The organism is Lutibacter sp. (genome assembly GCF_041596795.1).
Classification (GTDB): Bacteria; Bacteroidota; Bacteroidia; order Flavobacteriales; family Flavobacteriaceae; genus Lutibacter.
Map to the genome: position 1 here is coordinate 1 of NZ_JBFHHX010000030.1, position 13,813 is coordinate 13,813.

12 protein-coding genes and 1 pseudogene are annotated in these 13,813 nt (G+C 28.1%); 7 read left to right on the plus strand and 6 right to left on the minus strand.

Translation table 11 applies throughout. From position 1 onward, the window contains the following. Together ABY298_RS05620 and ABY298_RS05625 are read left to right on the plus strand one after the other, a co-directional pair. A partial coding sequence (locus ABY298_RS05620) for an aspartate kinase (protein ID WP_372745029.1) occupies positions 1 to 981 on the plus strand: 981 nt, incomplete at its 5' end. Positions 982 to 1,018: 37 nt separating this feature from the next. Continuing rightward, entirely contained in the window at positions 1,019 to 2,869 is a 1,851-nt protein-coding gene (locus ABY298_RS05625) for a GNAT family N-acyltransferase (RefSeq protein ID WP_372745030.1), read from the plus strand. A gap of 106 nt (positions 2,870 to 2,975) precedes the next feature. Here ABY298_RS05625 and ABY298_RS05630 read toward each other — a convergent pair whose 3' ends face one another. The 3 genes and pseudogenes from ABY298_RS05630 to panB form a co-directional block, all read right to left on the minus strand. Continuing rightward, the gene (locus tag ABY298_RS05630; protein WP_372745031.1) at positions 2,976 to 3,251 is read right to left on the minus strand and encodes a TM2 domain-containing protein; all 276 of its coding nucleotides are present in this window, start codon (positions 3,249 to 3,251) and stop codon (positions 2,976 to 2,978) included. Between the two features lie 446 nt (positions 3,252 to 3,697). Then, positions 3,698 to 4,630 (minus strand): annotated as a pseudogene (locus tag ABY298_RS05635) (2-hydroxyacid dehydrogenase); the annotation flags it as partial. Further along, the gene (gene panB, locus ABY298_RS05640; protein ID WP_372745032.1) at positions 4,631 to 5,449 is read right to left on the minus strand and encodes a 3-methyl-2-oxobutanoate hydroxymethyltransferase; all 819 of its coding nucleotides are present in this window, start codon (positions 5,447 to 5,449) and stop codon (positions 4,631 to 4,633) included. It lies immediately after the preceding pseudogene. Positions 5,450 to 5,614: 165 nt separating this feature from the next. Between panB and ABY298_RS05645 the strand changes: the two genes are divergently transcribed. The 5 genes from ABY298_RS05645 (at position 5,615) to ABY298_RS05665 (ending at position 12,249) form a co-directional block, all read left to right on the plus strand. Continuing rightward, positions 5,615 to 6,421, plus strand: a complete 807-nt coding sequence (locus tag ABY298_RS05645) for a sensor histidine kinase (protein WP_372745033.1) — start codon at positions 5,615 to 5,617, stop codon at positions 6,419 to 6,421. Between the two features lie 75 nt (positions 6,422 to 6,496). Then, entirely contained in the window at positions 6,497 to 10,537 is a 4,041-nt protein-coding gene (locus ABY298_RS05650; RefSeq protein WP_372745034.1) for a PAS domain S-box protein, read from the plus strand. Positions 10,538 to 10,572: 35 nt separating this feature from the next. Then, complete coding sequence (locus tag ABY298_RS05655) at positions 10,573 to 11,139, plus strand: sigma-70 family RNA polymerase sigma factor (RefSeq protein WP_372745035.1); 567 nt, start codon at positions 10,573 to 10,575, stop codon at positions 11,137 to 11,139. Positions 11,140 to 11,150: 11 nt separating this feature from the next. After that, positions 11,151 to 11,399 (plus strand): hypothetical protein, encoded by a 249-nt coding sequence (locus tag ABY298_RS05660; protein WP_372745036.1) that lies wholly within the window; start codon positions 11,151 to 11,153, stop codon positions 11,397 to 11,399. Between the two features lie 202 nt (positions 11,400 to 11,601). Beyond that, positions 11,602 to 12,249, plus strand: a complete 648-nt coding sequence (locus ABY298_RS05665) for an O-methyltransferase (RefSeq protein ID WP_372745037.1) — start codon at positions 11,602 to 11,604, stop codon at positions 12,247 to 12,249. Here the strand turns inward: ABY298_RS05665 and ABY298_RS05670 are convergent. From ABY298_RS05670 to ABY298_RS05680, 3 genes are all read right to left on the minus strand, one after another. Further along, positions 12,246 to 12,806 (minus strand): phosphatase PAP2 family protein, encoded by a 561-nt coding sequence (locus tag ABY298_RS05670; protein ID WP_372745038.1) that lies wholly within the window; start codon positions 12,804 to 12,806, stop codon positions 12,246 to 12,248. The genes ABY298_RS05665 and ABY298_RS05670 overlap by 4 nt on opposite strands. 2 nt (positions 12,807 to 12,808) lie before the next feature. Beyond that, positions 12,809 to 13,126, minus strand: coding sequence for a twin-arginine translocase TatA/TatE family subunit (locus tag ABY298_RS05675; RefSeq protein ID WP_372745039.1), 318 nt, complete (start codon positions 13,124 to 13,126; stop codon positions 12,809 to 12,811). A gap of 126 nt (positions 13,127 to 13,252) precedes the next feature. Further along, on the minus strand, positions 13,253 to 13,705 hold the full coding sequence (locus ABY298_RS05680; protein WP_372745040.1) for an RNA methyltransferase: 453 nt from the start codon (positions 13,703 to 13,705) through the stop codon (positions 13,253 to 13,255). Positions 13,706 to 13,813 lie beyond the last annotated feature (108 nt).

The following is a 13,813-nucleotide window of genomic DNA, read 5'->3' on the forward strand; positions in this document are numbered from 1 at the left end:
ATTGAGCAATTTTTTGGGCAATTAAGTGGCTTTTTAATAACAAATAAAGAAACTGATTATAATTTTATTTACGATCAAATAATTGGTTTTGGAGAATTACTATCAACAAAAATTGTAAGTATTTATTTAAATGAAATTGGTGTTTTAAATAATTGGATTGATGTTAGAAATTTTATAAAAACCGATGAAACCTACAGAGATGCTTATATTAATTGGGAAGCCACAAAACAAAATATTTCTAAATTAAATACTGATAAATTATACATTACACAAGGTTTTTTAGGGAGTACATTAAAAGGAAATACCACTTCATTAGGTAGAGAAGGGTCAGATTATTCCGCAGCAATTTTTGCTTATTGTTTAAATGCAGCTAGTTTAACAATTTGGAAAGATGTTGAAGGAGTGTTAAATGCCGACCCAAGATATTTTGAAAATGCACAGTTGTTACAACAAATTTCTTATGGAGAAGCTATTGAAATGGCTTTTTACGGCGCTTCTGTAATTCATCCAAAAACATTAAAACCGTTAGAAAATAAAAACATTCCATTATATGTTCGATCTTTTTACAATTTAAATTCAACAGGAACAATTGTTGGAAAAGGGCATTGCTTACTACCACAAATACCTTGTTTTATTTTAAAACAACAACAAATTTTAGTTTCTATTTCGGCCTTAGATTTTTCGTTTATGGTTGAGTATAATTTAAGCGATATATTTAAAATTTTACATAATTATAAATTAAAGGTAAATCTTATTCAAAATTCTGCTTTAAGTTTTTCGGTTTGTATAGAAGATAAGTTTAATAATTTTCAACAGTTTTTATCTGAAATAAATAAAAACTATAAAGTTTCTTATTTTGAAAACGTTATGCTTTATACCGTAAGGCATGCAACTGAAGAAGCTGTTGAAAGAATAGAACAAAAAGGTGAAATATTGTTAAAACAAGCTACAAAAGGCACTGTGCAACTTGTATTGAAATAAATTTATGTATTTTTGTAGCTACATTAATTTTATATAAATGAGTTTAGTAACAGCTAAAGAAGTTGCAAAGGTTGTAAGCCTTGATAAATATGGTTTTATAGGAACATTTTTTGGTTGGGTACTATTAAAAGTACTTAGAATTTCTGCTATAAATAGAATTTATAATAAGCATAAACATTTAAAAGATTTAGAATTTTTTACAGCACTTTTAGATGATTTAGAAATTAAATTTGAAATTCCAGAAGAAGATTTAAGAAGAATTCCAAAAGAAGGAGCATTTATTACTGTTTCTAACCATCCACTTGGTGGAATTGATGGAATTTTATTATTAAAATTATTAATAGAAAAACGCCCTGACTATAAAATAATAGCCAATTTTTTATTGCATAGAATTGAACCTATGAAACCGTTTATTATGCCGGTAAACCCTTTTGAAGATAGAAAGGATGCGCAATCAAGTATTGCAGGTATAAAAAACGCTTTATCTCATTTAAAAGGGGGAAATCCATTAGGTGTTTTTCCTGCAGGTGAAGTTTCTACTTACAAAGATGGAAAATTAATTGTAGACAGACCGTGGGAAGAAGGCGCTATAAAATTAATTCAAAAAGCCAATGTACCGGTAATTCCAATATATTTTCATGCAAAAAATAGTAGGTTATTTTATTTGCTATCCAAATTAAATCCAACTTTACGTACCGCAAAATTACCTTCAGAATTATTATCTCAAAAAGGTAGAGTAATAAAAGTTAGAATAGGCAAACCAATTTCTGTAAACGATCAAGAAGAATATAAAAGCACACAAGATTTTTGCGATTTTATTCGTAGAAAAACCTATATGTTGGCAAATCCTTATCAAAAGGAACCAAAACCATTAACTACAGCAGCTTTAAAAATACCAAAAGCTCCAAAAGAAATTGTTTGTCAACGCGATATTGAAAAAATGATATCAGAAGTAGATGCATTGCGTGAAAATGGTGGGCGTTTGCTAAAAAGTAAAAACTATGAAGTGTTTTTTGCGCAACGAAAAGATATTCCAAATTTAATTTTTGAAATTGGTCGTTTGCGTGAAATAACCTTTAGAGAAGTTGGTGAAGGTACAAATGAAGCGATAGATTTAGATAGCTTTGATAGTTACTATCATCATTTATTTTTGTGGGATGATGAAGCAAAAGCTTTAGCTGGTGCTTATAGAATGGGGTTAGGAAAAGATATTTATGCAAAGTATGGTATTCATGGCTTTTATGTGCAAACCTTATTTAAGTTTGAGCCAGAATTATATTCTATGATGGAATATTCTATTGAAATGGGACGTGCATTTATAATTAAAGAATACCAACAAAAACCAATGCCTTTATTTTTATTGTGGAAAGGTATTGTTCATGTAACGTTACGTTATCCAGAATATAAATATTTAATTGGAGGTGTAAGTATTAGTAATCAGTTTTCTAATTTTTCAAAATCGCTAATGATTGAGTTTATGAAATCTCATTATTACGATCCATATATTGCACAATATATTCATCCTAAAAAAGAATATAAAGTAAAGCTAAAAGATGCCGATAAAGATTTTGTTTTTGATGCAACCCAAGCTGATATGAACAAGTTTGATAAAGTTATTGACGAAATTGAACCTGGAGCATTGCGTATTCCTGTTTTAATTAAAAAATACGTAAAGCAAAATGCACGATTGGTGGCGTTTAATGTAGATCCGTTGTTTAATAATTCTGTTGATGGATTAATGTATATCAGAATTTCTGAAATACCTGAAAGTACTGTAAAACCTGTTATGGAAGAATTTCAGGCAGAGTTGGAAAGCCGTTTAGAAAATGAAAACAATGAAGCTGAAACTTTAAACGAAACTTCTGCTAATAATAAGCCCTTGAGTTAATTTATAACAAGGGTTATTATATAGTTAAAAATAGTAAGATTTATAAAAACTAAAAAACTCTGCAATTTAATTGCAGAGTTTTTTAGTTTTTAATTTGATATTTAATTTAGAACCAGCCTTTTTTATTAGTTTGGTACATATAAATAAATTCTTCGTCAGATTTTGTTAGGTAAATTATACCTTCAATAAACCCAATAATTCCTAATAATCCACAACTAAATACCGATATTATAAGTTGAATAATACCTTCTTTTGTGTATCCTAATACAAATTTGTGAATCCCAAACGTTCCAAGTAATAAAGCTAAAATACCAGCTATTACTCTTTTGCTTTCTTCACTACTTTTAGGAACTACATTTCCTTTTTCATCAATTACATCCATTTTTTTTATTGTTTAAGTTAATTAATTTTTTATAAAAAAGCACTGTCAATTGGTTCCCAAAGTTCTATTTTATTACCTTCAGGATCTAATATCCAACCAAATTTACCGTATTCATATTCTTCCATTTCACCAACTATAGTAACGCCTTCATTTTTTAATTTAGCTAATAAATCTACTAAATTTTCTACTCTATAATTAAACATGTAGTCTTTTTTTGAAGGAGAAAAATATGAAGTATCATTTTTAAACGGACTCCATTGTGTGCTTGCTAGTTTATTGTTGTTGTTTTTCCACCAAAAAGTACAGCCATAATCATCAGTATTAAAACCTAAATGTGTTTTATACCATTCTTTTAATTTTGCAGGATTCTCGGTTTTAAAAAACAATCCGCCAATTCCTGTAACTCGTTTAGCAACTGTTTTTTCCTCAGTTTTAGACTCAGCAAAAAATATATTTTGAACTTTATCTACAATTACTTGTGCTAATTTAACTTTAGATTCTGCTGTCCAACCAGCAATATGTGGCGATAATAATACATTATCTGCTTTTATTAAATAGCTGAAAGCTTCGGGTAAATTATCGTTCTCAAATAAATTTTCAAATGATAATTTTTCATATTCAATTACATCTAAACATGCACCCAATACTTTTTTATTTATTAGTGCTTCAACAAGGTTGTCTGTTACAACAGCAGAACCTCTGGCGGTATTTATTAAGTAAAAAGGTTTTTTAAATTTTGAAATAAATTGGGTATTTACCATTTTATTTGAAAGTTGATTAAAAGGTGTGTGTAAGCTTAAAACATCAGTTTTTTCTTGCAATTCTTCTAATGAAACTTGTTTGCAGTTTTCATCGCCAACGCCTTCTTTTATATCGTAACAAATTACATCAACATCAAAACCTTTTAATTTTTTGGCAAAGGCTTTACCCATGTTTCCATAGCCAATTATTCCAACGGTTTTGCCTTCTAATTCAATACCTCTATTTCCCTCTCTAATCCATTTTCCTTGACGGATTTCTAAATCGGCTTTTTTAATGTTGTTAAACAAAGCTAAAATCATACCCAGCGCATGTTCTCCAACTGCATTTCTATTTCCTTCGGGCGATGAAATTAAATGAATTCCTTTTTTTTGGGCATAGTCAACATCTATACTTTCAAGTCCTGCGCCAACACGTGCAATAAATTGTAAATTACTTCCTTTATTTATAAATTGTTGATCAATAGTAAACCTACTTCGTATTACAATGCCGTTGTAATTGAAAAGTTTTTCTTCAATTTTTTCTTTTGAAGAAGTATAATCTTCATCGCAAATACAGCCTAATTTTTCTAAACCAGCTTTTAAAATAGGATGATTGGTATCTATAAATAGTACTTTCATTTAATATTGCTCATTCTCATTTGGAAAATCTACACTTTTTACATCTGTAATGTAGTTTTCAAATGCATTTGACATTTCAGAGTATAAATCTAAATATCTTCTTAAAAAACGAGGGTGAAATTGGTGCGTCATTCCTAACATATCGTGCGTTACTAAAACTTGTCCGTCAACACCGTTTCCTGCGCCAATTCCAATTACCGGAATTGAAATGCTTTCGGCAACTTCTTTAGCTAATTTTGCAGGCACTTTTTCTAAAACCAATGCAAAACAACCTAATTCTTCAAGTAATAAAGCATCTTCTTTTAGTTTTTGAGCTTCTTCTTCTTCTTTTGCTCTTACGGTAAACGATCCAAATTTATAAATACTTTGTGGTGTTAAACCTAAATGTCCCATTACAGGAATTCCGGCTGTTAAAATACGTGAAATAGATTCTCTAATTTCGCTTCCACCTTCTAGTTTTACCGAATGTCCACCAGATTCTTTCATAATTCTAATAGCAGAATCAAGAGCGCTTCTAGAATTCCCTTGGTAACTTCCAAATGGTAAATCTACCACAACTAAACAGCGGTTTATTGCTCTAATTACGGAGCTTGCGTGGTATATCATTTGATCTAATGTAATTGGTAAAGTAGTCATATGACCAGCCATTACATTAGATGCAGAATCACCTACTAAAAGTATATCTATACCAGCATTGTCTAAAATTTTTGCCATGGTATAATCATATGCGGTTAACATGGCAATTTTTTCGCCATTTTTTTTCATTTCCACCAGGCTTTTGGTAGTGATTTTTTTATATTCTTTTTTTGAAGTCGACATTTTTTATATCTATTTTAAAACGAAAGGGTAAAAGTAATGAAAAATCATTGCTATTAAAAAAATGTTGAAAGTATAGCGCTAGTTTAATAAGAATTATAATATTTATATAAAAATTTGAATAATAGCTTCAATACAGTTAAATTTACCCTAAAAAGATATGTTATTGTGAAAAAAGATAACGAAAGCCTAGAGAAAAGAAGCGAAGAGCTAGAAGATAAAATAGTTGAATTAAGCTTAAAACTTAAGAATAAAGAGAAGGAGTTGAACGATATTGTTGAGCTTAACAATCTAATATTCAAAAAATTAATTCATAATTTAAAAAATCCGGTTGGAGTTTCATTTTCATTTTCCGAAATGATTTTAGAAAGTTTACCTAATTACTCGCCCGATAAATTGCAGAAACACATAGAAATAATAAAAAATTCTTCAGATTTTTCTTTAAAATTTCTAAATAAACTTGCAGATTATTCCAGATACCAATTACCTCAATTAAATTTCAATTTTCAACATCAAAATTTCAATAAATTTATTATTGATGTTATTGAAAAAGCAGAACAACTAGCGGCTAAAAAAAATATTACTATTCAGTATAATTTACCTAACAGTAGTATTGATTTTAAGTTTGATAGAACTGAACTTGAAATTGCTATTTTAAATATTATACAAAATGCTATTAGATATTCTAGCGAAAATACGAACATTCAAATTGAAGTGGTAAATAACCAATTAGAAATAGAGATTATTATTTCTGATAATGGAATGGGAATTGATGAAGATAATAAGTATTTAATTTTTAATGAATTTTTTGTAGTAAACACGTATTCCGACGATAAAATAAAATGTATTGGTTTAGGTTTGCCAATTGCTCAAAAAATTGTGAAAAGACATGGTGGTAAAATTACTGTAAATAGCGAATTACATGTTGGTTCTGTTTTTACAATTACACTTCCTAAAGATCATAAAAATCTTTAAATTATTATAGCACCTGGCCTTATTCAATTTAAATATTATGTATATTTAGGTATTGAAAACCCCTAATGAATTAAAATGGAAGAAAGAATTGTTAAAAATGGTTCGAATGAGGATATAAAAAATACTACATATTTTAGTTTTTTTGAATATGCACCTATTGCTTTATTTATAGAAGATTTTTCTCAGGCAAAGTTACTGATCGAAAAAAAATTAAAAGAATATAATACAGATTTAAGCACTTTATTAACAAAACACCCAAGTATTGTTGAGGAGTTAGCCTCGCTTGTTCAAATTAAAGATGTTAATTCAGCAGCAGTTTCGTTGTACAAAGCCAATAGCAAAAAAGATTTATTTGAAAATTTAAACAAAGTTTTTACAGAAAAATCTAATGCAGGTTTTACTCGTTTAATTAAAGATATACTTTTAGGAAAAACAGAAGTTGAATTGGAATCTGTTAATAAAACACTAGAAGGGAAAGAATTTGATATTTTAATTAAATATAAAGTAGCAGAAGAAAGTTTAACATCATTAGAAAATATAATTATATCTGTAGAAGATATTACTGAAAAAGTAAAAATTAGGAATAAATTAGCAGAAAGCGAACACAGATATAAAGAGTCACAGGCAATTGCTAAATTAGGAAGTTGGCATTACGATTTTTTATCAAAAGAAATTTACTGGACAGATGAAACTTATAATATGTTAGGTTTAATACCACAAAGTGTTACGCCAACATTAGAGTTTTATTTATCATTTGTTTTTGATGATGATAAAAATATTGTTAATAATTTTTCCATTACCAATTTATTAAAAAATCAGAACCAAGTACTTTCTTATAGAGTAAAAACAGCTAAAAATGAAATTAAATTTATTAGCGAACATAGAAGTGTATTAGTTAAAAAAAATAGAATTGTTAAAATAATTGGTACAGCCCAAGATGTTACAGAAAGGGTTTTGGCAGAGCAGGAAATTAATACAACAAAAAATTTATTGTCAGATACTTTTTCAGGCATTAAAGAAGGGTTCGCATTGTTAGATACACAATTAAACTATGTTTATTTAAATGATAAAGCAGCCAATATATTAGGTAAAAGACCTAAAGATATTTTAGGGAAAAATATTTTAAAAGAGTTTCCTGTAGAAGAGGGAGATTTGTTTTTTGCCAATCTTAAAGTAGCTATAGAAACAAATAAACCAATAAATTTTGAAAATTATTTTAAACCTTGGGATAGATGGTTTGAAAACAGAATTATTCCGTCCAGTAAAGGAATTATGCTCTTTTTTCATGAAATAACAGAAAAAAAAGAACGAGAAAACCGAATTAAGGAAGCTTATAATATTATTAATAAAAGCTCTTCTATTGCAATTCTTTGTGAAAACAAAAGAGATTTTCCAGTCATTTTTGCTTCTGAAAATATAGTGAATTTGTTTGGATACGATTATAAAGAGTTTTTAAATGGAGATATTAAAATTTACCAATTAGTTTTTCCAGAAGACTTAAATTTTATTAGAAATGAAGTTTTTAGCCTTGTAAAAAGTAACCTCTCAACCTTAAAGCCAAAACCATTTAGAATTTACACTAAAAATAAAAAAATAAAATGGGTAAAAGCCAATATTGATGTTATTAGAGATTTTAATAATGAAATATCCCATATACAAGGAATTATTGAAGATTATACAGAACAAAAAAACATAGAAGATTTATTATTCAAAAGCAATCAACAATTAAAACATCAATTTAACAATACACCATTAGCATCTATTATTTGGGATACAGATTATAAAATTTTAGAATGGAACAAAGCTGCTGAACATATATTTGGTTACACAGCTCAAGAAGTATTAGGAAAATCTAGCCCTGATTTGTTAACACCTCCACATTTGCTGGGTAAAATGAAAACATTGAGAGAAACATCATTTGTTCAAAATAAAAGTTTTAGACAAACAAATGAAAACATAACCAAAAGCGGAAAAATAATTATTTGCGATTGGTATAGTGTAACTCTAAAAGAATCCGATGGTACTATTGTTGGCGCAGCTTGTTTGGTTGATGATATTACAGATAGAATAAAAGCGAAAATACTTTTAGAAAAATCTGAAAGAAAATACAAAGATATATTTGAAAAATCTATAGATTCTGTATTAATTATTAAAAATGGATTGTTTTCAGATTGTAATAAGGCTTCTTTAAAAATGTTTGGTTTTAAAACAAAAGAGGAACTTGTAAAACTGCATCCATCACAACTTTCACCTGAATTTCAATCAGATGGAGAAAATTCTTTTGATAAAGCAGAAAAAGTAATGAAAATTGCTATTGATAATGGTTTTAATAGATTTAGGTGGCATCATAAGCGCGCCAATGGAGTGGTTTTTCCTGTTCAGGTTACGCTTACAAAAATAGAAGATATTGATAATAAAACCACCATTCATGCAGTACTTGTTGATATTACAGAAAGGGTGAAAATAGAACAAATTGAAAATGTTTTATACAATATATCTAAAGGAGTTTCTGTAATTGAAGATTTTAATGAATTTAGCTTATATATTAAAGAAGAACTTCATAAAATTATAGACACCAGCAATTTTTATATTGGTATGTACGATGAAAGTACAGATATGATAAAAATGCCAATATTAGTTGATGAAAAAGAACATTTAGAAGAGTTTCCTGCCAAAAAAAGTTTAACTGGTTATGTTATAAAATCTGGTAAATCTTTAATGTTAACAGATAAAGAGCATCAACAATTAATTAAGCAAGGTATTGTTGATTTAGTTGGGTTTAAATCTGAAATTTGGGTGGGAGTTCCTTTAAAAATTCAAAATAAAACTATTGGGGCAATTGTAGTGCAAAGCTATACAAATGAAAACGCCTATAAACAAAGCGATTTACAATTATTAGAGTTTGTAGCAGATCAAATAAGCAGTGCAATTCAGCGTAAAAATAGCGATGATGAACTTAAAAAAGCATTGGCAAAAGCACAAGAATCTGACAAATTGAAATCGGCATTTTTAGCCAATATGAGTCATGAAATTAGAACCCCAATGAATGGAATTATTGGGTTCTCAGAATTATTTTTAAAAGCAGACTTATCATATGCAGATAGAAAAAGATATGCCAATATTGTTGTAACTAGCAGTAAACAATTACTAAATATTGTAAATGATATTTTAGATATATCAAAAATTGAGGCAGGTGTTGTTAAATTAAATTATGAAGCTACAAATATGAACCATTTAATAGATGATTTATATGTGTTTTATAAGCAAATAGCTTCTGACCATAAATTAGAATTAGTAGTAAAAAAAGGCTTAGATAGCGCAAAAAGCTTTATTGAAATTGATGGACCTAAATTGAATCAAGTTTTAACCAATTTATTGTCAAATTCTTTTAAATTTACTGAACAAGGTGGTATTGAGTTTGGGTACGAATTAAAAGATGATGAAACCTTACTCTTTTTTGTAAAAGATACAGGAGTTGGTATAGATAAAGAATTGCACGCTGTTATTTTTGATAGATTTACTCAGGCAAATTTAAATTTAAGCAAACAAAGTAAAGGAACTGGTCTAGGATTAGCAATATCTAAAAAATTTGTAGAATTATTTAATGGAGAAATTTGGATAGATTCTAACAATAAAGGCACATCCGTTTATTTTACAATACCATATTTAAAATCCAAACAAAAACCAATTACCACAGTTTTAGAACAAAAAATTGCACAAATACCTATGGAGAATATAGAACTTACAATTTTAATAGCGGAAGATGAAGAGTACAACATGTTATATATAAACGAACTTTTTTCTAATACAAAAATAAAAGTAATTGAAGCTTTTAACGGATTGGAAGCTGTTAATTTAGCCAAAGCAAATCCTAATATCGATTTAATTTTAATGGATATAAAAATGCCAATTTTAAACGGTTTTGAGGCTATGAATGAAATAAAAAAATTCAATCCAAAAGTGCCAATTATTGCCCTTTCGGCTTTTGCAATGGAATCGGACAAAGAAACAGCTTTAGAAAAAGGATTTACAGAGTATTTATCAAAACCAATAGATCGAAAAAAATTATTTGCAATTTTAGGTAGTTTTGCTAATAATAGTAAGTCTAACATATAAATTAAATTATTTTAGCACTAAAATAATATTCATAAATGCCAAAAGAAACACATCTATTAAACCCAGATAAATGGGTGAAACTTCATGCAGATTATTTATATAATTACGCAATAGGCAGAATTAATAATCATGATTTAGCAAAAGATTTAGTGCAAGACACTTTTTTTGCTGGATTAAAAGCAATGGATAACTTTCAAGGATTGGCTAGTGAAAGAACCTGGTTAGTAGCTATTTTAAAAAGAAAAATTATAGACTATTATCGTAAAATTAATTCGGCAAAAGGAAAAGCAGAGGTTAAAATGAATTTTTATGATGATGGTGAAAGAGAAGGCGATTGGATTGAAGAACGTATTCCTTCATCTTGGAATAATGAAACAGAAAAAGATATAGAAAATGAGGAGTTATCTGATGCGCTTGAAAAATGTATAGCTAACTTGCCAGAAAAATATGCAATGGTTTTTAGAATGAAAACTATTCAACAAATTGAAACAGAAGATATTTGTAAGGAGTTAGAGATTTCATCGTCAAATCTTTGGGTAATTATACATAGAGCCAGAACACAGCTAAGAAAATGTATGGAAGATAATTGGTTTAAAAATTAAATAAAATACAAATGAAAATAACTTGCAACCAGGCAACTACAATTTGTGATAAAAGCCAATATAAAGAGGCCACTTTTTGGGAAATTTTAAAATTGAGGATTCATTTATTAGTATGCAGAAAATGTGGATTATATTCAAAGCAAAATGGATTAATTACCAAATGTATAGATAAGTATAAAACCAATTTAAATAAACATTCTAAATGTTTATGTGATAAAGAAAAAGCACAAATGGAACACGAGTTGAAAACAAAAATTTAAACTTAATTTAAAGAGGCTTTTAAAAGAAGAAATTGAAATTGTTATTCTGAATTTGATTCAGATTCTTCCTATACTGATTGTCAAAAATTATGAGAACCTGTATTTTAACTCCACTCAATAACCGGTTGCTGAGCGAAGTCGAAGCACAGGTTGACAAAAATTTCACTTTTAAACAGTTTTTCTATTTTTACAAACAAAAACAATGAACTTTCTATCAGAAAAATTAGACAAATATGTTGTAAATCATTCTCAAAATGAACCAGCACTTTTACAACAACTAAATAAAGAAACTTGGCAAAAAATATTAAATCCAAGAATGTTAAGCGGTGCTTATCAGGGCAGAATTTTGTCAATTATTTCAAAGATAATAAATCCTAAAAGTATTTTAGAAATTGGAACATACACAGGTTATTCTGCTTTATGTTTAGCCGAAGGTTTGCAAAAAAATGGAACGTTAATTACCATTGATAAAAATGAAGAGTTGGAAGCCATTTGTAAAAAATATTTTGATGCTTCCGATTATAAAAATCAAATAGAACAACTTATTGGGAATGCTATTGAAATTATTCCTACAATTAATAAAAAATTTGATTTGGTTTTTATAGATGCTGATAAAGCAAATTACAGTAATTATTTTAATTTAATAATTGATAAAATGAATCCTGGAGGTATTATTTTATCAGACAATGTACTTTGGAGCGGAAAAGTAATTGAAGAATTAAATCCAAAGGATATTGATACCAAAGAGCTTTTAAAGTATAATAAATTATTAAACTCTGATGAACGAATTGAAACCGTTTTGTTGCCTATTAGAGATGGTTTAACTATAAGCAGAGTTAAAACTACTTAAGTTTTTAATACAAATTTACTTAATACTTTATAAAAAAATAAAGCTATACAAAATCCTAAAAGCATTCCAAATAAAATATCTAATGGATAATGCGCGGCTAAATATAGTCTGCTGTATGCAAATAGTAAAGGAAATAGAAATATAAGAAAAGCAAATTTAAAATGTTTTTTTAGTACCCAAAATGATAAAAATGCAATGGTAAAGGACACGGTAGAATGACCAGATACAAAACTAAAATCATGTGCTTCAATTATTGTTCTTATAGATTCATTTACACTAACATCATTTAGTGGTCGTAAGCGTTGTACATTGTTTTTAATAAGGTTTACAATTAGTAAAGAAAAAGCAACACTTACGGCAGTAAATAAAGATATTAAGAAGGATTTTTTTAAGCCATAAACCTTAAAACCGAAAAAAAATAAAATAAAAAAAAGCGGAATCCAGTGAAAAGGATTGGTTATAAAAATCCAAAAAGAATCCCAAAACACAGAACCTTTAGAATGTAGAAAAAGGAGTAATTGTTTATCGTAATTAATAATCGGATTTAATAGTTTCAATATTATAAGTTTCTTTTTACAGGCCCTGTAATATCATCAACAATTTTATCTTTTATTTTTTTTACAGGTTGTGTTATGTCCGTAACATTATCAGTTACTTTACTAATCTCATCGCGCACTTTTGCTGCAACATCTACATCTATATTATGCTTTTCTGCACTATTTTGTATTTCTCTTTTAATATCATTTGTTGCATCTTTTATTTGTCGCATACCTTTTCCTAATCCACGTGCAATTTCCGGTAATTTATCGGCTCCAAATAACATTACAGTTATTAAAAGAATAACAAAAATTTCGGCACCACTAATAAATAAAAACATGTTTTTAAACTTTAGAATATACAAAGGTAATTAAAAATACGTCAAAAAAATGTTAAAGAATTTTGCAGTATTTATGATTTGTGTGAAGGCTTATGTAATGATTTTTATTAACTAAGACTTAGATTATTAAAAAAGTTTTGCCTGTCTATCGTACATAATAATACTTCCAGCTACAGAAACATTTAAACTTAAAGTAGATTTAAATTTTACTAAAAAATGTGATTTTTCAATAGCGATTTTAGACAAGCCGTGGTCTTCCGCTCCTAATAAATATACGCAACGGCGAGGATGCGAAAATGTTTCTAAAGGCATTGCTTTTTCAGTTAGTTCCACACCAACAAGTTGTGCTCCTTTAGGTAAATTATTATAAAAATCATCAAAAGTTTCATAATGAAAATAAGGCATAGCGCCTGTTGCTTTGTGTGTGTCACACGCTTGTTTTGCATATCTGTTTCCAATAGTAAATATAAAACTTGCACCCATATTTTGTGCAGAACGCCATAAAACACCTAAATTTTCAGGAGTTTTTCCGTTTTGAATACCAATTCCAAAAAAGCCTTGTTCTAAATTGTTAATCATTTCATTAGTTTTTTTATTAAAAACGCGTCAACCTAAACTGGGTTTAGCTTCTCAAAATATGTAGAATTCAATTTGAAGAGCTCCTGAAATAAAGTCAGAATAACGGTT